21 protein-coding genes are annotated in these 23,702 nt (G+C 59.7%); 8 read left to right on the forward strand and 13 right to left on the reverse strand.

The genetic code is table 11. The annotated features are described in order from the left end of the window. Nucleotides 1–11 precede the first annotated feature (11 nt). A complete protein-coding gene (nth, locus tag NZ705_04745; protein ID MCS7292268.1) occupies nucleotides 12–713 on the reverse strand; it encodes an endonuclease III in 702 nt (233 codons plus the stop codon). 80 nt (nucleotides 714–793) lie between these two features. Between nth and NZ705_04750 the strand changes: the two genes are divergently transcribed. After that, nucleotides 794–1,795, forward strand: coding sequence for a glucokinase (locus NZ705_04750; protein MCS7292269.1), 1,002 nt, complete (start codon nucleotides 794–796; stop codon nucleotides 1,793–1,795). Here the strand turns inward: NZ705_04750 and NZ705_04755 are convergent. Genes NZ705_04755 through NZ705_04770 form a run of 4 tightly spaced genes read right to left on the reverse strand, consistent with a single transcriptional unit; the run spans nucleotide 1,731 to nucleotide 5,297 of the window. After that, nucleotides 1,731–2,837, reverse strand: coding sequence for an ABC transporter ATP-binding protein (locus tag NZ705_04755; protein ID MCS7292270.1), 1,107 nt, complete (start codon nucleotides 2,835–2,837; stop codon nucleotides 1,731–1,733). The genes NZ705_04750 and NZ705_04755 overlap by 65 nt on opposite strands. Continuing rightward, nucleotides 2,837–3,913 (reverse strand): spermidine/putrescine ABC transporter substrate-binding protein, encoded by a 1,077-nt coding sequence (locus NZ705_04760; protein ID MCS7292271.1) that lies wholly within the window; start codon nucleotides 3,911–3,913, stop codon nucleotides 2,837–2,839. Before NZ705_04760 ends, NZ705_04755 begins: the two co-directional genes overlap by 1 nt. Continuing rightward, nucleotides 3,913–4,758 carry an ABC transporter permease gene (locus NZ705_04765; protein ID MCS7292272.1) on the reverse strand — a complete coding sequence of 282 codons (846 nt, stop codon included), beginning with the start codon at nucleotides 4,756–4,758 and terminating at the stop codon, nucleotides 3,913–3,915. The genes NZ705_04760 and NZ705_04765 overlap by 1 nt, the downstream gene beginning before the upstream one ends. A gap of 17 nt (nucleotides 4,759–4,775) precedes the next feature. Beyond that, nucleotides 4,776–5,297: a bifunctional nuclease family protein gene (locus NZ705_04770; protein ID MCS7292273.1), complete on the reverse strand. Its 522-nt coding sequence runs from the start codon at nucleotides 5,295–5,297 to the stop codon at nucleotides 4,776–4,778. Nucleotides 5,298–5,374: 77 nt separating this feature from the next. Here NZ705_04770 and NZ705_04775 point away from each other — a divergent pair, with 77 nt between their 5' ends. Further along, nucleotides 5,375–6,001 (forward strand): riboflavin synthase, encoded by a 627-nt coding sequence (locus NZ705_04775; GenBank protein MCS7292274.1) that lies wholly within the window; start codon nucleotides 5,375–5,377, stop codon nucleotides 5,999–6,001. On the opposite strand, the gene bchH is transcribed toward NZ705_04775, so the two are convergent. From bchH to bchI, 3 genes are read right to left on the reverse strand one after another with little or no spacing between them, the layout of a single operon-like run. Further along, the gene (gene bchH, locus NZ705_04780) at nucleotides 5,998–9,798 is read right to left on the reverse strand and encodes a magnesium chelatase subunit H (GenBank protein MCS7292275.1); all 3,801 of its coding nucleotides are present in this window, start codon (nucleotides 9,796–9,798) and stop codon (nucleotides 5,998–6,000) included. The genes NZ705_04775 and bchH overlap by 4 nt on opposite strands. A gap of 19 nt (nucleotides 9,799–9,817) precedes the next feature. Further along, nucleotides 9,818–11,620 (reverse strand): magnesium chelatase ATPase subunit D, encoded by a 1,803-nt coding sequence (gene bchD, locus NZ705_04785; protein MCS7292276.1) that lies wholly within the window; start codon nucleotides 11,618–11,620, stop codon nucleotides 9,818–9,820. Nucleotides 11,621–11,624: 4 nt separating this feature from the next. Next, nucleotides 11,625–12,704, reverse strand: a complete 1,080-nt coding sequence (gene bchI / locus NZ705_04790) for a magnesium chelatase ATPase subunit I (GenBank protein ID MCS7292277.1) — start codon at nucleotides 12,702–12,704, stop codon at nucleotides 11,625–11,627. A 237-nt stretch (nucleotides 12,705–12,941) separates the two neighbouring features. Here bchI and ppk1 point away from each other — a divergent pair, with 237 nt between their 5' ends. Next, nucleotides 12,942–15,092, forward strand: a complete 2,151-nt coding sequence (gene ppk1 / locus NZ705_04795) for a polyphosphate kinase 1 (protein ID MCS7292278.1) — start codon at nucleotides 12,942–12,944, stop codon at nucleotides 15,090–15,092. A 67-nt stretch (nucleotides 15,093–15,159) separates the two neighbouring features. On the opposite strand, the gene NZ705_04800 is transcribed toward ppk1, so the two are convergent. Further along, on the reverse strand, nucleotides 15,160–15,570 hold the full coding sequence (locus NZ705_04800; GenBank protein ID MCS7292279.1) for a DUF3592 domain-containing protein: 411 nt from the start codon (nucleotides 15,568–15,570) through the stop codon (nucleotides 15,160–15,162). Nucleotides 15,571–15,627: 57 nt separating this feature from the next. On the opposite strand from NZ705_04800, the gene NZ705_04805 reads away from it, so the two are divergent. From NZ705_04805 to NZ705_04820, 4 genes are all read left to right on the forward strand, one after another. Then, nucleotides 15,628–15,822, forward strand: coding sequence for a DUF2839 domain-containing protein (locus NZ705_04805; protein MCS7292280.1), 195 nt, complete (start codon nucleotides 15,628–15,630; stop codon nucleotides 15,820–15,822). After that, on the forward strand, nucleotides 15,815–16,066 hold the full coding sequence (locus tag NZ705_04810; GenBank protein MCS7292281.1) for a hypothetical protein: 252 nt from the start codon (nucleotides 15,815–15,817) through the stop codon (nucleotides 16,064–16,066). The genes NZ705_04805 and NZ705_04810 overlap by 8 nt, the downstream gene beginning before the upstream one ends. Nucleotides 16,067–16,126: 60 nt before the next feature. Beyond that, the gene (locus NZ705_04815) at nucleotides 16,127–17,818 is read left to right on the forward strand and encodes a hypothetical protein (protein MCS7292282.1); all 1,692 of its coding nucleotides are present in this window, start codon (nucleotides 16,127–16,129) and stop codon (nucleotides 17,816–17,818) included. Nucleotides 17,819–17,880: 62 nt separating this feature from the next. Then, nucleotides 17,881–18,507, forward strand: a complete 627-nt coding sequence (locus tag NZ705_04820) for a hypothetical protein (GenBank protein ID MCS7292283.1) — start codon at nucleotides 17,881–17,883, stop codon at nucleotides 18,505–18,507. Here the strand turns inward: NZ705_04820 and NZ705_04825 are convergent. From NZ705_04825 to sufB, 4 genes are all read right to left on the reverse strand, one after another. Further along, nucleotides 18,504–18,737: a chlorophyll a/b-binding protein gene (locus NZ705_04825; protein MCS7292284.1), complete on the reverse strand. Its 234-nt coding sequence runs from the start codon at nucleotides 18,735–18,737 to the stop codon at nucleotides 18,504–18,506. The genes NZ705_04820 and NZ705_04825 overlap by 4 nt on opposite strands. A gap of 350 nt (nucleotides 18,738–19,087) precedes the next feature. Beyond that, nucleotides 19,088–20,986 carry a molecular chaperone DnaK gene (gene dnaK / locus NZ705_04830; protein MCS7292285.1) on the reverse strand — a complete coding sequence of 633 codons (1,899 nt, stop codon included), beginning with the start codon at nucleotides 20,984–20,986 and terminating at the stop codon, nucleotides 19,088–19,090. A gap of 97 nt (nucleotides 20,987–21,083) precedes the next feature. Further along, entirely contained in the window at nucleotides 21,084–21,395 is a 312-nt protein-coding gene (locus NZ705_04835; protein MCS7292286.1) for a DUF3181 family protein, read from the reverse strand. Between the two features lie 29 nt (nucleotides 21,396–21,424). After that, a complete protein-coding gene (gene sufB / locus NZ705_04840; protein ID MCS7292287.1) occupies nucleotides 21,425–22,864 on the reverse strand; it encodes a Fe-S cluster assembly protein SufB in 1,440 nt (479 codons plus the stop codon). Nucleotides 22,865–23,020: 156 nt separating this feature from the next. Here sufB and sufR point away from each other — a divergent pair, with 156 nt between their 5' ends. Further along, complete coding sequence (gene sufR / locus NZ705_04845) at nucleotides 23,021–23,686, forward strand: iron-sulfur cluster biosynthesis transcriptional regulator SufR (protein ID MCS7292288.1); 666 nt, start codon at nucleotides 23,021–23,023, stop codon at nucleotides 23,684–23,686. Nucleotides 23,687–23,702 lie beyond the last annotated feature (16 nt).

The following is a 23,702-nucleotide window of genomic DNA, read 5'->3' on the forward strand; positions in this document are numbered from 1 at the left end:
GGTTATCGCCGCTACTTTATCATCTTAGGGGATGGATGTACTCCGTTTGACGCCGCCACCAATGCATCCCGGGAAGGACAAATATCGGCAAGCAAACACGCATGGCATTTGGGGTGGCGAGCCGTGCAGGTGTCGCGCCCGTGGTAGATCAACCGGATAGACCAGTTTTCCCAATCAGGTTGGGGAATGAGTTCAATCAAGTCCCGCTCGATGCGCAGGGGGTCGGTGTGGTCGGTCAAACCCAAGCGACGCGACACGCGCTTGACATGGGTGTCCACCGTGACGCCGGCATTAATCCCGTAGGCATGGGCCAGCACCACATTGGCGGTCTTGCGGGCGACCCCTGGCAGCGTGAGCAGTTGCTCCATACTTTTGGGCACCTGTCCCCCAAATTCTTGGACAATCTTGCGACAGGCACCCTGGATATGGCGAGCCTTGTTGCGGTAAAAACCGGTGGGTTTGATCAGGGTCTCTAATTCGTGAATATCGGCATTCGCTAGAGCTTGGGCGTCGGGAAACCGGGCAAACAGCGCCGGCGTCACCTGATTCACCCGCTCATCGGTGCACTGAGCCGAGAGAATGGTGGCCACGAGCAGTTGCACGGGCGTCTGGTAGTTCAGGGTGCAGGTGGCATCGGGATACCGCCGTTTGAGTCGCACCAGCACTTCGTTGGCCCGTTGTTTACGCACTGCCAGGCGTCGCAGAATTGCCATAGAGGTGCAAGCACTGCGGTTTTCAGTATAGCGATTCGTCCCGATGACATAATCAACCTGATTGGGCGAGGAGGGAACCTGTGCTGCGACCGGTGGTACTCGTAGGAGACATTGGCGGGACCAACACTCGTTTGGAGCTGCTGCACCTGGCGGACCCACCTCAGGTTTTGTCGGCCCGAAGCTACCGCAACGACGACTACCCAGATTTGACCGCTATTGGACAGGCGTTTCTCGCTCAAGCGGCTGCCCGACCGGAGCTGGCTTGTCTTGCTGTCGCCGGACCAGTGGAAGAAAATACGATGAACCTGACGAACCGCAACTGGCGGATCACGGGCGATGCGCTGGCCCAACAGTGGGACATTCCCCAGGTGCGTTTTCTCAACGACCTCGAAGCGGTCGGCTATGGGTTGTTACAGCTCACGCCGGCGGATTGGGTGGTGCTCCAGGAGGGCAAGAAGGTCCCTGGCGCGCCGATAGGGGTGGTGGCAGCCGGCACAGGACTGGGGGAATGTTTTTTGACCTGGGACGGGCAACAGTACAGAGTTTGGCCATCGGAGGGCGGTCACGTGGATTTTGCCCCGCGCAACGACCGGGAGCTGGGACTGTGGCGCTACCTGCAGGCCCAATTTGGACGGGTGTCGGCGGAACGGGTCGTTTCTGGGCCGGGCTTGTGGAACATCTACCGCTACCTGGCCCAGGTGTATCCTGAACAGGCCAAGGCAGAGATTCTCGCTCGTCAAGACCCCGCGATGATTACCGCCTGTTTGCACGACCCCCTGTGCAGCCAAGCGGTGGATATTTTTATCGCCAATTACGGCAGTGAGGCGGGCAACCTGGCGCTGAAATTGCTGGCGCGCGGGGGGATCTATCTCGCTGGCGGCATTGCCCCCCAGTTGGTGGAGCGCTTCCAGCAGGGGGGATTCCTGCGGGCTTTTTCCGATAAGGGACGCATGGGACCATTGCTGGCCCAAATCCCTGTGTATTTGATCACCAACCCCCGTGTGGGCCTGTTGGGCGCTACCGCGGCGGCGCGGTCGTTTTTAGCGGGCCAGTCGAACTGCCCACCGGCGGGTCCAAGCTGACCACGCGCAGGGCATGGGGCGGCAAAGTCACTTCCACTGGCTCCCCCACCTGCAAACCCGACCCCGCCTGGCGCACACGCACGGTCAGGCCACCGGCCATCTGCACGGTGTAGCGGGTATCCAACCCCAGGTAATCGGCACTGAGAAGATGGGCGGTAGAGTCCGCCGTACCGGGTTGCAGGTGGACTTTTTCGGGGCGAATCATCAGGGTGACCTCCGCGCCGGGGCTGTAGGTGGGTTCGCTGTGGTGCACCCGCACTAGGTGGTCGTTGGTCAAACGCACTAGCAGCCAAGGGGGATGATGCTCCACCACCGTCCCCGGGAGAAAGTTGGACTCGCCGATGAAATCCGCCACAAAGTAGCTGGTGGGGTGTTCATAGACCTGCTGGGGCGTCCCTACCTGCAACAGCCGCCCCCCCTGCATGACCGCCAGCCGGTCGGCCAGGGTCAGCGCCTCCTCCTGGTCGTGGGTGACGTAGAGAAACGTAATCCCCAACTGCTGTTGCATCTGCTTGAGTTCACTTTGCATTTGCCTGCGCAGTTTCAAATCCAAGGCCCCCAGGGGTTCATCCAGCAGCAGCACCTGGGGTTTTTGGATCAGGGCGCGTGCCAGGGCTACCCGCTGTTGCTGGCCGCCCGAGAGTTCTCGGGGATAGCGGTGCGCCAAGCCGTCCAAACGCACCAGCGCCAGCATTTCCCCCACCCGCGAGCGAATCTCTCGCCGGGACACGCCCCGCATCTCCAACCCGAAGGCAATGTTGCGGGCCACCGTCAAATGGGGAAACAGGGCGTAGTTTTGAAACACGGTGTGCACAGGACGGCGGAACGGGGGCAACCCCAGCAATGACCGGTCTCCCAAGCGAATATCCCCCCGGTCAGGCGTTTCAAACCCAGCAATCAGCCGCAAGGTCGTGGTTTTGCCGCACCCCGACGGCCCAAGCAGAGCAAAAAACTCCCCCGCTTGGACGGTAAAATCCACTCCCGCCACCGCCGGACGCGCCTCCCGACCGTAGGTTTTCCATACCTGGGAGAGGGTCAACATCAGCCCCGCCCGACTCGCAACTTAATCTCATTCCAGGCCGCCTCGTAACGCTGCAACGCCGCCGGCGGCAAATTCTCCAATACCCGGAGCCGATTCAAAACGTCAGGGGGCGGATAAATCCCCGGGTTTTGCAAGTCTTTGACCTGGATCAATCGGCGGTCAATCGCCGTTTGGTTCGGCGTGGCGTAGTGGGTGTAGTTGGCAATCTGGGCCGCTACTTCCGGGTCGAGCAAGTAGTTGATGAAGGCGTGGGCCAGCTCAACGTGGGGCGCTCCCTTGGGAATGGCCATCGCGTCCACCCACAAAATCGCCCCCTCTTTGGGGATGGCGTAGGCAATGTCCGGGTTTTGGGCCATCACCTGGAACACATCGCCGCTGTTTTCAAACGCCAGGGTCACTTCCCCCTGGTTGAGCAATTCTTCCCCCGTATCCGGCGCAAAGGCCACGACGTTGCCCCGGTGTTGGATAAGCCAATCCCGCGCCCGATTGATCTCCGCAGGGTCGGTCGTGTTAGGGTTCAACCCCAGGGCAATCAGCACGGCCCCTAGGGTCGCCCGGGATTCCTCCTGCCAGGCCACGCGGTACTGAGGGTCAAACATGGCCTGCCAACTGTCAATCACTTTGCCAGTCTGCCTACGGTTGTAGCCAATCCCTTGCGTTCCCCACAGGTAGGGCACGCTGTAGCGACCGCCGGGGTCGTAGGGCAAGTTTTGAAACCGCTTCCCTAGATGCACCCGGTTGGGCAGTTTGTCCAGCGCCAGGGGTATCAGCATCTGCTCCTGGATCATGCGGTTCACCATATAGTCCGACGGGAAGATGACGTCGTATCCAGGATTACCGGGCTTTAACTTGGCGTAGAGGGTGTCAGGGCTGTCAAAGGTGTCGTATTTGATGCGCACATTAAATTTCTTCTCGAAATCCGTGAGTACTTGGGGCGCAATATAGGTGGCCCAGTTGTACACGCTCAGGGTTTGGGTCGGTTGCGCCGGTCCGGGAGGCCGTTCCCCAAGGCCGCAGCCAAGTACCAGCCCAGCCACCCCCAGCACCACCAGCCACCACTTCCACCAGCGTCGCATCAGCCGCCTTCCTTGCACCAATCTCGCTTGGATGGGCGTTGTAGCCCCCAGGCCATGAGCACCAGCACCGAAGACGCCAGTAGCATCAGGGTCGAGATGGCATTGATCGCCGGCGTTACTGAAAATTTAATCATGCCATAGACGAAAACCGGTAGCGTGGTGGCGCCTGTCCCAGCGGTAAACAGAGTCACGACGAAATCGTCGAGCGACAGGGTAAACGCCAGCAGCGCCCCGCTCAGGACCGCCGGCGTCAACCAGGGCAAGGTAATATGCCACAGGGTCTGCCAGCGGTTGGCCCCCAAATCCATCGCCGCTTCTTCCCAGCGGGGATTCAACTCCGCCAGGCGCGCCCGCACCACCAACGTCACGAAGGAAATGGCAAAGGTGATATGGCCGATGGTCACCGTCGGCAACCCCAGGGTGAGTTCTTGGCCGGTCCAGGCCCGCCACAGGCGAAACATCCCGTGGAAAAACACCAGCAGCGACACGCCCTGGGCAATTTCTGGGATGACCAGCGGCAACAACACCAGCGCCTCGACACTCACCCGCCCCGGCCAACGCACCCGGTCGAGTCCTAGGGCCAAGGCTGTTCCCAGCGCCGTCGCCACCAGGGTCGTGACCGTCGCTACCAGGAGACTATTTGCCAGCGCCGGCCATAACCCGTAACGCCCAAAGCCCACAGTTTCGGGGAAAGCCGCTCCTTGACCCGTCAGGAGAACGCTATACCAATCCCAGGTAAACCCCCGCCAGACCCCAATAAACCGCGAGTTATTAAACGAAAAAATCACCAGTACCAGGATGGGCAGGTAGATAAACCCAATCACTCCCACCGCCCACAGGGTCAAACCACGGCGCGGCCAACCTAACCCCGATCCGACGATTCTTGTCCCTCACCGCGACGGGCGCTCCAGCCCACAAAATCCTCCGGGCGCACCTTAGAAACAAACTCCCGGAAGGCCTCCAGTTCCGCCTCGTCCGCCTCGCGGTCTACCGGGATGGACGCACTGGCCACCACTTCCTCCATCACCCAGATCGGCACATTCGCCTTAAGGGCCAGGGCAATCGCATCGCTGGGACGGGCATCTAACTGGCGAACGTCATCGCCTTGGGCCAGAAACAGCACTGCGTGAAATACATTGTCCTGCAGGGAATGGATGATCACCCGCTGGAGGGTCAGCCCCCACAATTTCCAACTGTTGAGCATCAGGTCATGGGTCAAGGGGCGGGGTAACTCCTCTCCCTCCAGGGCGCTGACAATCGCCCGCGCCTCCGCCTGCCCAATCCAAATCGGCAACGCTCGCCGTTCCGACGTATCCTTCAGGAGCACAATCGGGCTGCGGCTAAGAGCGTCTAGGGCAATCCCGGCAACTTTCATCTCAATCATGCTCGGACCTGCCGCCTCGGGGTGGTTGAACTCTATCTCTACTATACTAGGACGGAAAGGCACCAGTGGGGCACCCCATGTTTACGGGTTTGGTCCAGGCCCTGGGCCAGGTGCAGCGCTACTGCAGCGACTACATCCAGATCACGACGGCGATGCACCGTTTTCCCGACCTGGCGGTGGGCGATAGTATTGCGGTGGATGGGGTGTGTCTGACGGTCACAGCGCTGGACGCCCAGGGATTTACCGCCGCCATGTCTCCGGAAACGCGCCGGCGCAGCACCTTGGGCCAACGGCGCTGGGTAAATCTCGAAGCGGCGCTGCGGGTAGGCCAAAAACTGGGAGGCCACTTCGTCACGGGCCATGTGGATGGGGTCGGCTATCTGCAACGCACGACCATGGTCGGCCAGGACTTCTGGGAAATGGACTTTACCGCCCCGCCCGAGGTTGCGCGCTACCTGGTGCCCAAGGGAAGTATCGCGGTTAATGGAGTAAGTTTGACCATCGCCGCAGTTGCAGACGCCCTGTTTCGGGTGGCGGTGATTCCCTTGACCTACCGGAGCACCAACCTGCAGTACCTGCGCCCTGGCGACCCGGTAAACCTAGAGGCGGATATTCTGGGCAAGTACGTGGAACGGTTGCTCCAGCCTCGGTCGGTCGCGCCGGACTTGACGCTGGAAGTTCTCGCGCAACACGGGTTTGTCTAGGCCGCTACACCTTCCAGCCGGTCTTCTAGGTCAGCGTAAATCTCCCGCAACTGGGCGATGGTGTCCGCGTCCGCTTGCCACAGCCCCCGACCGTTGGCCTCCAGCAGGCGCCCCACGATATTGCGCATGGCTTGGGGGTTGAGCTTGGTCAGGCGCTCCCGCATGGTGGGGTCCAAGGCATAGGTGCGCGCCGCCGCCGTGTAGGTCCAATCGTCTACTGCACCGCTGACGGCGTCCCACCCCAGCAGGTAGGTGAAGCGGTTGCTGATCTCGGCGGCGCCGCTGTGGCCGTGCTGCAACATCCCCTCGTACCAGTGGGGGTTGAGTAGCTTGGTGCGGTATTCCAGCCGGAGCACCTGCGGCAGGTCCTCCACGCGCGTATCGGCGGTGAAGGTTTCGATGTAGTTTAATGGCACGTCGCCGCCGTGGTGCTTGCGGGCCGCCAGTTGGAGAGCACCCGACGAGGCAAAGTAGTGGTCGATGTCGGTGACCCCGAACTCGACCGAGTCAATGGTGTGGGCCACCCGCTCGACTGTGCGCAACAGCCGCTCTAGGGTTTGGGGCACGGGTTGGCCGTGGCGACCGCCCCCGTAGGCGTAGGCGTTGCGGCGGATAAACGTCTGGGCCAGGTCGTCGTCGGTTTGCCAGGCGGCGTCCTCCACCAGGTCATCTACGTAGGTGCCGTACTGGCCCGGCGGCTGGGTGAATAGGCGGGCGGTGGCCTGCTCGAAGGTCAATCCATCCTGCAGGGCCGCTTCGACATGTTTTTTGATGAAGTTCATCTCCAGGGGTTCGTCGGCACGGGCGGCTTCCTTCACCAGGCGGTCCAGGTGGTCCATCAGTTGCGCGAAGGTGTCCCGGAAGATAGGGCTGAGCTGCATCAGAACGTCAATGCGCGGGCGGCCCAGTTCCTTCAGGGGAATCAGTTGGTAGTGGCTGATTTTGCCCTGGCTGTCGTGGTGGGGTCGCGCGCCTATGAGATGTAACGCAACGGCCACCGCCTCTCCCTTGGTTTTGATGGTGTCCAGCCCCCAAATGACCTGGGCCACGGTTTCGGGGTACTGGCCGTTGTGTTCCGCCAGGTGTTTGGCCAGCAGGGCGTCGGCGATCTGTTTGCCTCGCCGGTAGGCCAGCTCGCTGGGAATCCGCCAGGGGTCAATGGCATGGATATTGCGCCCTGTGGGTAAGACCGCCAGGCCGTCCCGGATCAAATCGCCCCCTGGCGCTGGTGGGATATAGCGCCCGTTCAAGCCGCGCACCAACGCTTCCAGTTCGCTGCGGTTGTCCTGCAGGAGCTGGGCCATCCGACGGCCCATCTGGGCGGCCTCCTGCAACACCGCCCGGTCGCTTTCCGTCAGAGTTGTGCCTTGCACGGCGAGACGCTCCAGGCTCTTGAGGGGGTCTTCTCCATGAAACACGGCGCGTTCGACCCATTCCCGACAGGCTTCGTCCACCCGCTCCCGCAGGCGCAAGGCGGTGGGGTCCCCTTGCCGCGCTCGGGCCGCCAGTTCGCGGTAAGTCGGCACGGGCGTCTCTGGCGCTACTTCCCGCAGCATCAGATTCGCCAGGCCGTGCCCGTTCCCCCGCACCTTCAGCGCTTCCGTGACGGTTACCTGCTGCGACGCCAGGGGCGGGGCTTCCCCAAACACATGGAGCGAGCTGGTGATCAGGCGCTGCTCTAGGTCGCGCAGGTAGGCGTACAGGCGGGCCACATAGTCGTCAAAGGGTTCTCCTTGCAGGCGCGGGCAATCCGTGTCCAGGTTGGCCAGGGCCACTTTTTGTGCAATGGCCTCGGCCAGGGATGGGTCCCCCTGACCGCCGTGCTCCATCTGGCGCTCCCGGTAGTCCTGCACCATCGCCTGGAGAGCCGCCAGTTCCTTGTACAACCCAGCGCGGGCCAAGGGCGGTACCCCGTGGGATACCATCACGGCATAGCCCCGGCGCTTGGCGATGTTGGCCTCGCTGGGATTGTTCATCGGGTAGAGGTACAACTGGGGCAATTCACCCAGCAGCACATCGGGCCAACACTGCTGGGTCAGCCCTAGGGGTAACCCTGGCATCCATTCCACCGAGCCGTGCATCCCCACATGCACCAGAGCGTGCGCGCCGAAACCACGGCTGAGCCAGCGGTAGAACGCCAGGTATTGGTGGTGGGGGGTGTTTTCCTTGTCAAACAGCAAGCGCATTGGGTCGCCAGTGACCCCCAACCGCGGTTGCACGCCGATGTAGATGTTTCCAAACTGGAGACCGCCAATGAAAACGGCATCCCGACCCGCAGGGGCAATGTCGCCTGGCCAGGGTCCCCAGCGCTGCTCGACGCGCTCCCGTTCCTTGGGCGTGGTCCACTGGCAGAACTTGTCCCAGGTCACCCGCAGACCGCCTGGCTGCAGGGTGGTGGCCGCCTCCAGTTGCGCTAGCAGGGCCTCTGGCGTCTCTGGTAGAGCCCCAACGGTGTAGCCCTCCGCTTTCAGCCGCCGCAGGATGTTGAGCAGGGAGCGGGGGACATCTAGCAGGGCTGCCGTCGCTTTTTTCCCTAGTCCTGGCGGGTAGTCGTACACCACAAACGCAATCCTTTTCTCCCGATTGGGAGTGTGCCGCAGACGCGCCCAGTTTTTGACGCGAGTGACCAGCCGTTGGACCCGGTCCGGCACGACAGTGAAGTGGCCATGGTCGAGCGCCCCAATGACTACGGGGTTGATTGCGCCGTCCATCTCCGGCAGGTCGTACAGCGCCGCCGCCTGCATGGGTCCCACGCCCTGGCTGTGCCACGAGGTGACATCTTGCACGTATAGGGGTTGGGCCACCAGGTAGGGAACGTCTAGGCGCTCTAAGATGGCAATCGCCGCATCCCGATGGGTGCCAGGGCTGGTAGAACCGGCAGGACCGCCCACCAGCGCAAAGCCAATCGTGCTAACTAGCACGTCCACCGATTCCTGGGTCAGCCAGTCGCGCACTACGACATGCCCCTCCACGCCAGCTACAAAGATGGGAAGCACCTGCAGGTCGGCGGCCTCCATCGCCCGGATCAGCGCGTCAATATAGCTCCGCTCCTGCAACAAGTGCTTGCGGAAAAACAGCAGGGCGACGGTATAGGTCTCTCGCCCATGGGAGTGGGTGCGTTTGGCTTGCCATTGGCGGTAACTTTTGAGGTCTTTGAAAAAGTGAGGCGCATCCGGGTGGTACAGCCCCATCAGGGGAACCTCCACCACCGGCTGCACCTCCACCGGCACGCCGAAGTACTCCCGCAGCAGGAAGCGGAACAGGTTGGTGATGTTGACCGGCAGGGGCTGGTTCCAGTAGAGGTTGACCTGCATCCAGTTCTTGAAATCCCGCAGCTTGGCCGGCAGGAAGCGCAGCAAGGTGGGCATGAGCTTCAAAAGCTGGGTGTAGCCGTAGAGAGTGTCTTCATCGCGACCTCGCACTAACAAGCGCACGACTTGCTTGATGGGCTCCGGCATCCCACCCTTTTGCCCCGACCGTTGCGCGACCACGTAATCCCCCAAGCGGTTGAGGGCCATCACCTCCGGCATGGATTCAAACGCCAGCACCACCTGAGCACGGGATTGGGCCACCTGCTCCCGCAGCCAGTCCGCCTGCTCTTTGAAGTTGATCATGGTGATGAACAGCGCATCGGCTTTCCGGATGGCCTCGGCCACGGCAGGGTCGCGGCGTTCCAACTCCCATTCGGTAAATTGCTGCAAATCGGCAACGGGCGCCAAGTCGGCTTTCACTTGGTCCCACACCGACCGGTTAAAGTGTTCTAGACCGACGATGGCAACAAGCTGGGGCTTGGACATGGCTGATTCCTCCGCGTCTTTAGGACGGAACGTTCGTCGCCGTCAGCGTCTGGGCAATCTGCTCGGCGCGGGCGTTGGGCAAGTACACGTAGCGTCCTCCCAACCACTGGGCCAGTTGGGCGGCTTCGCTGCGGGAAAGGTAGTTCACCTGGGTGTCCAGCACGATGGCCTGCACCCCATCGGCTTGGAGCTGCTGGGCAAGGCGTTGGACTTCTGCTTGCAGGCGCTGGCGGTCTCCCGCTGGTGCCTGGAGTCCGACGTTGGCCCGGCCATCGGTCATCAGCACCAGGGTAATGTTGGCGATGCCCCGCTGGCGCGCCTGGTGGGCCAATTGCCAGGCCGTGAGCAACGCCGCAGCCAGGGGCGTCCCACCTCCTGTAGGCAAAACATCCAGTTCCCGGCGGGCGCGTTCGACGCTCTGGGACGGGGGCAGCAACACCTGGGCGCTTTGCCCCCGAAAGGCCAGCAACGCCACCTGGTCCCGATGGACGTAGGCGTTCTGCAGCAGGTGGATGGCGGCCCCCTTGGCCTCGCGCATCCGGTTGATGGCCATGGAACCGCTGGCGTCTACTGCAAAGATGTACAGGGTGCCGGCCTTGTCCCGGTATCGTTTCACCCGCAGGTCGTCGCGCCGCACGCAAATACGGGTGTGCCCCTGGGACTGGCGCAGGCGTTGCCAGGGAGCCGCCGCCATCAAGGTCGGCAATAGGGCAATCCGGCCAGTGTCGCCGCTGACAGCCCGCACAAACCGTCCGCGACGGGCATTGAGGGTTTGCCCCCGACTCCCACGGCGTCCTCGGCGCTGGGCCGCAAAGGGCAGATCCAGCAGGTTGGGCGGCAAAGCGGTTTGCACCGCCTCCAGCAGCAGCTCCTGCAACGGGCGTTCGCTAGTCGCCGGTGCGTCGTCAGGTTCGGCCTGGTGCGAGTCACTAGCCTGGCTAGGACGAGGCGCGGTCGGCGGCGTCGGCGCAGGGGTGTCCTCCGTTGGAACCTGGGTTGCCCGCGGCAGGAGCACTAACCGCACAGCTAACTGGAGGTCAGTCTCCTCCACTGTCTCCCGTCCCGCTAGGGCGGCGCTGGTCAACGCCGCTTGGACGGCGAAGAGGTCGGCGCGGTTGCCTTCCACACCTAGGGCTAGGGCAGTTTGCAGGAGCGCCCTCGTCTGGTCGTCGCTGATCTGCACCTGGGGGAGCCGTTCCCGCGCCGCCTGGAGCATCCCCCGCAACAGGGTCGTTTCCTCCACCGCGCCACAGGGGTGAAAGTGACGCCGCACCACCTCGGCCCGCAGCCGCGCATCGCCCTGGTTCAGGAGGGGTGCCAGCAAGCCCAACCGGTCCAGTAGCGTCACCGGCAGGTCCCCCTCAGCGGGGTCGTAGGTGGCAATCAAAACAAAACGCGCTGGCTGCACCGTACTGAGTCCTTCTCGCTCTACCCGCACAACACCGCTGCTCAGCACTTCGGCTAAGGTAGCTGTGAGGGAGGGTTCCAGGCGATTGGCGTTGTCCAGGTACAGTACGCCCCCGTGGGCCTGGGCCAGCACCCCAGCGGCCAGAACTGGCACTCCCTTGATCAAGGTCGCCTCCAGGTCTAGACCCCCAATCAGGCGGTCTTCGGTGATGTTGAGGGGCAATTCCACAAAGGGGGTGCCTTCGGGAAGCAAAGCAGCCAGCGCCCGCACCAGGGTCGATTTGCCACTTCCGGCTTTGGCTGCAATCGCCGCACCCGCTAGCAGGGGGTTGACCGCTAACAGCAGGAGCGCCTGTCGTGCAGTTTCCAGGCCGACGATACGGGTAAAGGGCACTTCCGCAGGAACTGTTGCCATTGCATCAAGTTGGGGCTAACGCCGAGACCATAGCCGGTGGCCGGTGGTGGTGCCGCGCCAGCAGGTCGGTCAGCGCTTGGCTGACCTTGTCGCCCGCATCCATAGTTTCCAAGGGGTCACGGCGCAAACGGTGGCGCAGGGCGGGTACGGCCACACGGCACACATCATCAATCGTGGCCTGGGGACGGGCTTCTAGCGCCGCCAAGGCACAGGCGGCTCGCGCCAAGGTCAACTCCCCGCGGTGACCGTCCACGTTGAGCACCATGCACAATTCGGCGGCAAAGCGCAGAACCGCCTCCGGCAGTGTCACCTGGGGAAGACGTTTTTGGGCCGCCAGAATCTGCCGTTGCAGGGCGCGCTGTTGCGGTTGCCACTGGGCGACAAACGCCACCGGGTCAGCGTCGTAAGCGCGCCGGCGGCGGACAATCTCCAGCCGTTGTTCCAGGTCAGTGATGGTGACGATGCGGGCGTGGAGTCCAAAGCGGTCCAGCAGTTGTGGGCGCAACTCCCCCTCTTCCGGGTTGCCCGACCCCACCAGTACAAACCGGGCCGGGTGCCGCACACTGATTCCCTCGCGTTCCACCACGTTCCACCCGCTGGCGGCCACATCCAGCAGCAGGTCCACCAAGTGGTCCTCCAGCAAATTCACCTCGTCAATGTAGAGGAACCCCCGATTGGCCTGGGCGAGCAGTCCCGGCTGAAACCGTTTAATCCCCAACGTCAGGGCTGCTTCGATGTCAATGGTGCCGCACACCCGGTCCTCCGTCGCCCCCAAGGGCAAGTCCACCACTGGCACCGGGATGCGTTCCGTCCGTTGCGGGCGCTCTGCAATGCCGACTGCCGCCAACAGCGGGTCCTCCGCCGGTACTTCCTTGGGCGCGCGGTTGAAGGGGTCACCTGCTAGCCGAGTAATTTTGGGAAGCACTGCCGCAAGCGCCCGTACCGCTGTACTTTTGCCGGTCCCGCGATGCCCCATGACCATCACGCCGCCAATGCGCGGGTCCACGACGTTGAGCAACAGGCACAGTTTCATTTCCTCTTGCCCGACAATGGCGGTGAAGGGATAAAGCGGCGGGGTTCGCATGCGGTTACCCATAAACCCCCTTCAGGACTTGCTTTCTGAAAATGCTTCAACCGGCTCAGCCCCGGCTGTGTTTTGGCTTTGGGGCTATTTCTATACTAAGGTGGGGCTATGCCAGTTACCCGGGTCATTGCCGTCACTGTTGCCAAAACGTAACAGTCCATTCATGGTTGGGGCAATGGGAGTTGCTTGCCAACGGGTCAAAGTTGGTAGATTAGGGGTGCCGGCTAAAGGGTTGTTATGGATGACGTGGTGTCCTTACCCTTGACCCATCCCAGCCACTTTCTCAACCGGGAAAAAAGCTGGTTGCGCTTCAACGACCGGGTGTTGCACGAGGCATTAGATAACCGCACGCCCCTGTTGGAGCAGGTGAAATTTTTAGCCATCTTCAGCACTAACTTAGACGAATACTTCATGGTGCGAATTGATGCCCTGCGCGACCAGATTGAGGCCAACGTCACCACGCCGACGCCCGATGGTTTAACCCCCCAGGAGCAGTTGGATTTAATCAGTGAGCATTTGGCGCCGGTGGTTGCGCAACAGCATGAGTATTTTGCCAAACACTTGCGTCCCCGTTTGGCGGAGGCGGGGGTCGTGATTGCGGATTACCCCGACTTGACGCCAGAGCAAAAAGCCTACCTGCACCACGACTTCATGCGGCGGGTCTTTCCCATCCTGACGCCCCTGGCGGTGGACCCCGGCCATCCTTTTCCCTACATGTCCAACCTGAGTCTGAACCTGGCGGTGCTGCTGCGGGACAGCCAAACCGGTCAGCAGCATTTTGCGCGGGTGAAAGTCCCCACCAAGGCGGCGTCGAATCCGGGGGGCAGGGCTCTCAAGCGGTTTGTCACTCTGCCGGAACCCCTGCGACCGGCGGGGGTGCGCTGGTTAGGCGTGCCGTTGGAGCAAATCATCGGTCACCATCTCGAGAGCCTGTTTCCGGGGATGGAGATTGTGGGCTGGTACCCCTTTCGGGTGACGCGGGATGCGGACCTGGAAATCCGGGAGGACGAGGCGGGCGACCTGCTGGCGGAGGTGGAAAAGGAGGTCCGCCGTCGCCGTTACGGTCGCGATGCCACGCGTCTGGAAATTGCCCAGGACGCGCCGCCTTTGGTGCGGGAGATTCTCACCCAAGGGCTGCACATCAGCGACCCCTGGATTTACAACATCAACACGCTCATCAACCTAGGGGATTTGATGGAACTGGCGTTTTTGCCCTTCCCCGATCTGCGCGACCCGGATTGGACGCCCGTGTTGCCAGCCATTTTTGAGGAAAAAGCCTACAGCGATGCCCTGAACGGGATTGACTGGTTCAACTTGATCCAGCAGGGGGATGTGCTGGTGCATCACCCTTACCATTCCTTTGCCGGGACGGTAGAGCGGTTTATCGAGCAGGCGGCCAACGACCCGGACGTATTGGGGATCAAAATGACGCTGTATCGCACCTCCGGGGACTCCCCCATTGTCCAGTCGCTGATCACGGCGGCGGAAAACGGGATTCAGGTGGCGGTGCTGGTGGAACTCAAGGCGCGCTTTGACGAGGAAAACAACATCCAGTGGGCCAAACGGCTCGAGCAGGCTGGGGTGCATGTGGTGTATGGACTCATCGGCCTGAAAACCCACTGCAAGGTGGCGCTGGTCGTGCGTCGGGAAGGAGATGACATTCGCCGCTACATCCACCTGGGCACCGGCAACTACAACTCGAAAACGGCGCGGATTTACACCGATTTGGGGATGTTGACCTGTCGCGAGGACGTGGCTGCCGATGTCTCGGAGTTGTTCAACTTTCTCACGGGCTATTCGCGGCAGCGGCAATACCGGCGGCTGCTGGTGGCTCCTGTCAGCATGCGCGAGGAAATGGTGCGGCTGATTCGCTACGAAGCCGAGCAGGCCCGTCACGGCAAACCCGCCCACATTTTTGCCAAGATGAATGCCTTAGCAGACACCGACATCATTCTGGAACTCTACCAGGCATCCCAGGCGGGCGTGGACATTCGTTTGCTCGTGCGGGGGATGTGTACCCTGCGACCGGGCGTGCCGGGGTTAAGCGAGCGGATCCGGGTCGTGAGCATCATCGGGCGATTTTTGGAGCATTCGCGGGTGTTCTGGTTTCACCACGGCGGCGAAGACCTGATGTACATTGGCAGTGCGGACTGGCGGACGCGCAACCTGGACCGACGGGTAGAAACCCTGGCGCCGGTGCTAGACGCTGGTCTCAAGCGGGAATTGCAGGAGATCATGGAACTGATGTGGAACGACAACCGCCAGGCCTGGGATTTGCAGCCCGATGGCACCTATATCCAGCGGATGCCAGGTCCAGGCGAACCGGAGCGAGGTTCCCATGCCCTGTTGATGCAGCGGGCCCTCGCGGAAGCCAATGCCCTGGTTTAGTGGCAGGGATAACGCTTTTACAGCTTGGAAAGCCAAGGACGAAGCCGGGCTCTGCAGCCTGAAGCGATTATCGCCACAACCCTACCCCTACACCCAGGCTCAACACGCCCACCAACAAAAAGGCTAGCGTGACCCCCCACAAATCCCGAAAATAGGCCAGCCGGGCTACCTGTGGTCGCTGGGGATGATAGAGCACTGGTACCGTATCACCGACTCTGCACCCCAAATTCCCCACTTGGGACGTAAAACGCACAAGCTGGCGGTTAGGTAACACAAATTCCACGACCGGATAACAGGCGTCGTAGGGCACCCTTCCCACTCGCTGGCGACGGTATTCTAAATCAATCACCCGTCCTGACGTTTTCACGGCCACTTGCAGCAGTTGGTACGTCCGTAATACTTCCCACAGTCCCCAACCTGTGAACCCTGCGCCCATCAGTAAAGCCAAAATGCTGCCAAGCAGGCGCTGACTCGTCATCCCTTCCCCAAAACTGCCTATAATGCTGGGCAAGTCCTGTTACCTAATTTACTACCGATGGGAGAAGCCAAACGACGCCAAGCCCAGGCGCAACCATCCCCCAAGGCGAACCAGGTGGCGCTTTGGTGGCAACAATTTCTCAAATGGACAACGCGGGGGACCTGGGTCGGGATTGGGTTGCTGGTGATCATCTGGGTCACGGTACGGTTTATTGGGCCAGGTTTTGGGTGGTGGCAACTAGCGGGTGAATAGATTGACAAAGACGTTGGTGGGCAGCGTTGCGCTCCTGGTGGCCCAACCAGTCTATGGCGGCCCCAACCCCACCGTACGTTTAGCTGACACACCGACGCCTGGCCCCTGGTTTGCTGCGCAACTCATTGCCCAGGAAATGAATACGACGCCGGGACGACCGTTGCGTATCTACGACCGACACATCGCCCATATGTTTGCCGTCACGGAAGCGTTGTGTCGCCGGTTTCCCCAGGTGCAGGGTTGATAACTGTTTAATGTTTTATGTACGCTTATATGGGCATCTAGCCATGAAATTGAGTGAGTGGTGCCAGCGGTTGTGCGTCTGACATTGAGCTACCAAGCGCGGATTGCCACCAGCTCAGAACAGCATCAGGTGCTGTCTGCCTACGCGGAATTATTTGGCCGGGTGGAGCGGTCTCTCTTTGCCGCGGTGGTTGCTGGGCGGGACAAAAACCAGATAAAACGGGAATTTCTGCAACGGTTTGGTATCACTGCTAGACAATTCAACAGTGCGCGTGTGGAGCTAGAAGGACGCCTACGGGCTGTCAAGGAACGTCAAGCAACACAAGTTGAACAGTTGCCGCAGAAGATACGTCAAGCACAACAGATTATTAAGAAGGAAAAACGTCGGTTTGTCTTGCACCAGAAGCAACGCCGCTTGGCTAGGTTGCAAAGTCAACTGGCGCGTCTGGAAGCCGACAGGCGCAGTGGCAAGATACGACTGTGTTTCGGTTCTAATTCCTTATTTCGCCAGCAGTTTGCTCTGGCGGCCAACGGTTATCGCTCCCATGCAGAATGGTTAGCCGACTGGCGGTTGAGCCGCTCTCGACAGTTTTTCGTACTTGGTAGTCAGGATGAGACAGCCGGTAATGTGTCATGCCAAGCCGTACCGGAAGCTGACGGGATGTTCACGCTTTATCTGCGCGTGCCCGATGCACTCGTGCAGCGGTTTGCTAACTGTTTGTCTCCCGGGCTGCAACAAAGGGGGAAGAAAGTCTACCTGAAGCTAACGGGTATTCGGTTTGCGTATGGCCAGGACCAAATTGTACAAGCGTTGCAGGGAGTGAAGGTACGCACCACGACCTGTCGTAGCAAAGCCACGACCAAGCGTATTGGCACACCCGTCAACTATCGTTTCATACGGGATGAGCGTGGTTGGCGTGTGATGGTCAGTGTTGAACCGATGCCACCAGAGCCGGTGACCAACCGAGCGGCTGGTGCTATTGGTGTGGACATCAATGCTGACCACTTAGCCGTAACCGAAATGGACCGGTACGGGAATTGGGTGAGCTCCTGGCGGTTGGACCTAGACCTGGATGGGAAAACCGCTGGTCAGAAGCAGGCGGTGATTTTGGAAGCCTGCGCCCAGGTTGCGCGGTTAGCAGCAGAGAAGGGGAAGCCTTTGGTTGTAGAAGAGCTCGACTTTCAACGGAAGCGAGCACAACTAGAGAGTGAATCGCCCCGCCGTTGCCGCCAGTTGTCGAGTTTTGCTTACCGTAAGATTCTCACGGGTCTCAAGTCCGCTGCGTTGAGAGCGGGGGTGGAAGTGTGTGAAGTCAACCCAGCCTACAGCACTGTCATTGGTGCGGTTAATTACGCCAGGAAACTTGGCATTTCACCCCATCTTGCCGCGGCGTTGGTGTTGGCTAGAAGAGTTTTGCGCCTGAGTGAACGACCCGTTGGTCAGGGGACAGTCATTGTTCCTTGGCGTGGCGGTCATGTCACCTTCTCTCTACCTGCAAGGAATCGAGAGAAGCATGTATGGTCGTTTTGGCGGGAAGTTGCTCGGGCGCAAGCGGCGGTCGTACCGCAGTCACTGGGTCGTGCGAGTCTCCGGCTACCACCGGTTGGAGATGACCGACCACCTGGTCATCTGTTAGCCGACACATGGCCTGAGTGCAGCAGTGACTTGCCGGTGGGAGTCCGGCACGCTCCGCTCCTGCAGGTGGCGGGAGAAGTTGTTGGGAGTGCCGTTTGCCCAGCAGCCTGTGGATAATTGTCCATAGTTTTAGGAACGGTTGGCGGTGGGACTACCGAGCAGGTAGCGGCGCAATTCCGATGGGTGAATTTCGCATCCCCTGCGAAATGGCCGCTGCCATGAAACGTCAATTCGAGCCGAGTTCAACCCAAACGATTGTCATCCAAGTCGGTCGTCAATCCCAGAATTTGTCGATTCAGCCCTTAAACATCACAGGTGAGCGAGTCTTGGCCTGGTTGGATGTCGCAGAAACATTTCGCCCGTGGGTTCATGGCCGGGGCCAAATCCAGCAAATCATGGGTACCCTGCGACGGGTGAAAATTCCTGTTCTTTTGCCGGATGAACCCTTGCGTCGGCATGGTGTGCAGTTGTTTTTCGTAAGTACCGTGCCCAGCCCCAATGAGTACCTTATTGAGCTGTTCACATTCCCAGGTTGCCGAGTGGGAGCTTGTACCGTTGGTTCCTTCAGTGGTCGGTGGGGCGGCAAGTTGGCTATCCCTAAAAAGGAATGGCCCCGCGATACCCATCAAATGGTTCGTTTAGCCAAGGGTATCCAGGGACAATTTATTAAGACGTGCGGAGCCTACTGCACTAGTTTTGTACAGTGGGTCAGCAATGGCGTGTTGTACGAAATCAGCGCCCGAGATGCCGACCGAGATAGCCTTGTGCAACTTGCCAATCAGGCCATCCAGGCCGGTCCGCGTTAACCTAACGCCTTTAACAGGCCAATTAATCCCTTGCCAGTGAGCAGCTCCAGAATAATCAGCGATACAAACCCAATCATGGCAAGCCGCCCGTTCAATCGTTCGGCGTATTCCGTAAACCCCACCCGCGACACGTCATCCACATACATTCGCGGTTCAATCGCAAAATTGTTCAACCGCCCGCCACTTTCTACCGTGTAGCCCCGAGGCCGTGTCATTTCTTGCTGCGTCATGCTGACTCTCCTAAAACTTTACGTTATTGTACTATTCTAATCCGAATGTTAACTTTTGTAAAGGGTTGGGTTGCAACCGGCGCTGTAGAGTCAGAAAAACTGAGGACGCGGTGAAGATAATAGGCCTATAGCTATGACACAGGCAGCAACCAGAGCCCTGGATGTTTCCACGTTACTTGCTTCCCAAGGGCGATAACCTAAATGTTTTCTGCTATAGATAACAGGGCTTAGAACCAGCAACGGAGCCGCTCCCTGTGACCCGAGGGATGACAATGATATACGACGAAAAAAAAAGCCAGTGGGTTGTTCACCCACTAGCTGTTGGATTCATGGCCTACGGGACTGGGGGGTTATTTCCCCTCGGAAAAGTCGGCGTCAATCACGTCCCCTTCGCTCGAACTGCGGGTTGAGCCGCTGCTAGCGCCGCTGTTGCCGCTCGTACTGGCGGCCTGTTGATAGAGGTTGGTGCTGACCGAGTAGAGGGTTTGCTCCAGGTCGTTTTTCAGGGTCCTGATGCGGTCGTAGTTTTCCTGGTTGATGGCCTCCCGCAGGTCTTTCACCAGCGCTTCGAGCTTGTTTTTGTCCGCTGCTGGAATCTTGTCGCCGATGTCCTTGAGTTGCCGCTCGGCTTGGTAGGCCAAGGAGTCGGCCTGGTTTTTTAGGTCCACCTTCTCCCGTTTTTCGCGGTCTGCTGCCGCATTCAACTCGGCTTCCCGGATCATCCGCTCCACTTCTTCTCTGGGTAGGGTGGACGCACCGGTAATGGTGATGGACTGGGATTTGCCGGTGGCTTTGTCCCGCGCCGTCACGCTCAAGATCCCGTTGGCGTCAATGTCGAAGGTGACTTCGATTTGGGGTACTCCACGCGGCGCTGGCGGAATGCCATCTAGCCGGAACGTCCCCAAACTCTTGTTGTCGCGGGCCATTTCCCGTTCCCCTTGCAGGACGTGGATTTCCACGTTGGTCTGGTTGTCCACCGCCGTGGAGAATATCTCCGTCTTCCGGGTAGGGATGGTGGTATTGCGGGGGATGATCTTGGTCATGACGCCACCCAGGGTTTCCACCCCTAAGGACAAGGGCGTGACGTCTAGCAACAGGATGTCCTTGACTTCGCCAGCGAGCACCCCTGCTTGGATCGCCGCCCCAACCGCCACCACTTCGTCTGGGTTGACGCTCTGGTTGGGTTCCTTGCCCAGCATTTGCCGCACCAGTTGCTGGATGGCGGGAATCCGAGTCGAACCCCCCACCAGCACCACCTCGTCAATCTTGCTTTTATCGAGTTTGGCGTCGCGCAGGGCCTGCTCCACTGGGCCTTTGCACCGGTCAATCAAGTCCGCGCACAACTGCTCAAATTTAGCCCGCGTCAAGGTCATTTCTAGGTGCTTCGGCCCGTCTTGAGTGGCGGTAATAAACGGCAGGTTGATGTCGGTTTGGGTGACGCTGGAGAGTTCAATCTTGGCCTTTTCCGCCGCTTCGGTGAGCCGTTGCAAGGCTTGCTTGTCCTTGCGTAGGTCAATGCCCTCCTTAGCTAGGAAGTCCTCGGCCATCCAGTCCACAATTCTCTTGTCAAAGTCGTCGCCCCCCAGGTGAGTGTCCCCAGCGGTGGCTAACACTTCAAAGACGCCGTCGCCCACCTCCAGAATGGACACGTCGAACGTCCCACCCCCCAGGTCAAACACCAGGATGGTCTCGTTGGTTTTCTTGTCCAAGCCGTAGGCCAGGGACGCCGCCGTAGGTTCGTTGATGATCCGCAGCACCTCCAGCCCCGCAATCCGGCCCGCGTCTTTGGTGGCTTGGCGTTGCGAGTCGTTGAAGTAGGCCGGCACTGTAATCACCGCCTGGGTCACCGGTTCCCCCAGGTACTTACTGGCGTCGTCCACCAGCTTGCGCAACACCTGAGCCGAAATTTCCTCCGGCGCAAACTGTTTCCCCAGTACAGGGCAGTCGAGTTTGACATTGCCATTGCTGTCCCGCAGGACCTTGTAGGATACCTGTTTGGCTTCACCTGTAACTTCATCGTACTTGCGCCCGATAAACCGCTTCACCGAATAGAAGGTGTTTTCCGGGTTGATCACCGCCTGGCGCTTGGCAATTTGCCCCACCAGCTTGTCGCCGTTTTTGGTGTAAGCTACAACCGAGGGCGTGGTGCGAAACCCTTCTGCGTTGGCGATGACCACCGGCTGCCCCCCTTCCATTACGGCGATAACCGAGTTGGTTGTCCCTAAATCAATCCCGACAACTTTAGCCATGAATCCCTCGCACTCCTAAAAAATTTTTGCTGGGACAAGTCCCGCATCTCCTATGATGGGTGATGGGAAGAAGGCTGGAAAGGTGGGGTTTCCGAACTTAGGCTTGGCGTTTTTGAAACGCCTCTACGATGTCCATGTAGGCCAGTTGACCCTGCATGGGGATGAGATCCAACAGGGGAATCTGCCGTCGCCCACCCCCAATCTCGACCGGAATTTCCCGCAACAGCGCCAGCGCCTGTTCCTCCCGCAAGGGGCCTTTCTGGACTTGCTCGTAAATGCGCTGGGCCAGGACCTTATCCAGCTTGGCATCCCGCAGGTACAAGTGCCAGCGCGCAATATCCATGTAAACTCGGTCGCCCAGGTCAGCGGCCAAGCGCTCGATGATTTCCGTGACCTCCGGGTTGCTCATGCAGTTGTGGGCTAACGGCTACTCCTACCTTAGCCTACCGTGCCCTCCAGCTTCAGCGACAACAATTTGTCAGCTTCCACGGCAAATTCCATCGGCAACTGGTTGAACACATCCCGGCAAAAGCCGCTGATCATCATCGCCACCGCTGCCTCTGGGTCAATCCCCCGTTGTTGGCAGTAGAACAGTTGCTCTTCGCCAATTTTGGACGTTGACGCTTCGTGTTCCACTCGCGCCGTCGGGTTTTGCACCTGGATCACCGGCACCGTATTGGCCTGGGAGTGGGCGCCAATCAGCAAAGAGTCACATTGGGTATAGTTGCGAGCATACTCAGCTTTGGGGTTGACTCGCACCAGGCCCCGGTAGGTGTTGCGCGACTGACCGGCGGAAATGCCTTTCGAGACGATCCGCGAGCGCGTATGCCGCCCCACATGAATCATCTTGGTGCCCGTGTCCGCCTGCTGGTGGTGATTTGTCAAAGCCACCGAGTAAAATTCACCGACGGAATGGTCGCCCACCAGCACACAACTGGGGTATTTCCAGGTGATGGCCGACCCCGTTTCCACCTGCGTCCAGGAAATTTTCGAGTTCACTCCCTGGCACAGGCCGCGCTTGGTCACGAAGTTGTAAATACCCCCCTTGCCGTCCTTGTCACCGGCGTACCAGTTTTGGACCGTGGAGTACTTAATTTCAGCATTGTCCAGCGCCACCAATTCCACCACCGCCGCGTGGAGCTGGTTGCTGTCATACATGGGGGCTGTACACCCTTCTAGATAACTCACATAACTGCCTTCATCGGCGATGATGAGCGTCCGTTCAAACTGTCCTGATTCCCCATTGTTGATGCGGAAATAAGTAGACAACTCCAGGGGGCAACGAACGCCCTTGGGGATATACACAAACGACCCATCGCTAAAGACCGCCGAATTCAACGCTGCGTAATAGTTATCCCCAATCGGCACCACCGAACCCAGGTACTTTTTCACCAAATCGGGATACTCCCGCAGCGCCTCCGACATGGAACAAAAGATAATCCCCAACTTGGCCAAATCCTTCTTGAAGGTTGTGGCAATGGAAACACTGTCAAAAATCGCATCGACCGCCACATTTGCCAGGCGTTTTTGCTCGGATAAGGGAATCCCCAACTTTTCAAATGTCGCTAACAACTCGGGGTCCACCTCGTCGAGACTATCTAGCTTCTTCTTAGTCTTTGGCGCTGAGTAATAAACAATCTTTTGGTAATCAATGGGGGGATAACTGACGGCTGCCCACGTGGGAACTGGCATCGTCAACCAATGCCGGTAAGCCCGCAAGCGAAACTCCAACATGAAGTCTGGCTCTTTTTTCTTGGCCCAAATCGTCCGAATGACCTCCTCGTTTAACCCCGCGGGGATGACATCGGCCTCAATGGGGGTCACAAATCCGTACTGGTAGGGACGACTAACCAACTGCTCGAGCGTGGACGTCTTCATCACTGACGGTACCCTCTCTACCTAAGGAGTTTCGCAACGCGGATGTTGCTTTAGTTCTGATTATAGGATAATTAAGCAACTTGCGCCTTGTCAAAGTTTCCTTAAAATGGAACGTAGAATCTGGCTATTTTCGTCACGCTGCTGGGGAGTCAACACGTGGCACCGACGGAGCAGGCATCTACCAAGCAGGATATTCTAGACCAGTTGTTGCGGCGGGGGCAAGCGACGGCTCAGGAACTAGCGGCTTGTTTGCAAATCACGCCCCAAGCAATCCGGCGTCACCTGAAGGATTTGGAGCAGGAGGGCCTAATTCAGTACGTCACGCAGGGGGGCGGGATGGGGCGGCCCCAACATTTGTACACCTTGAGCCGCAAGGGCCGGGCGCAGTTCCCCCATCGCTATGGTGAATTTGCGGTGGATTTACTCTCAACGCTGCACCAGACACTGGGCCACGAGGCAGTGGGACGGATTCTCGCGCAACAGTGGCAGGCCAAGGCGGAGGCCTACCGGGCGGCAATTGGGGATGGGGATTTGGAAACGCGGATCCAGCGGCTGGTGCAACTGCGGCGCTCAGAGGGGTACATGGCGGAATTTCAAGTGACGCCGCAGGGGTTTGTAGTGACCGAGCATATTTGTGCGATTGCCGTGGTCGCCGAGAATTTTCCCCGCGTGTGCAAACACGAATTGGAACTCTTCGCCACCGCGTTGCCCGATTGCACGGTCGAGCGCACCCACTGGATTGTCAATGGCCAGCACCAGTGCGCCTACCTGATTCGCCCCAAGGTCAACAGCGTTGATACCGCAGCCCCGGCAGTTGGGTGATGTGACCCTGGAGTTC

The sequence above is a fragment of the Gloeomargarita sp. SKYB120 genome, from assembly GCA_025062155.1.
GTDB lineage: Bacteria > Cyanobacteriota > Cyanobacteriia > Gloeomargaritales > Gloeomargaritaceae > Gloeomargarita.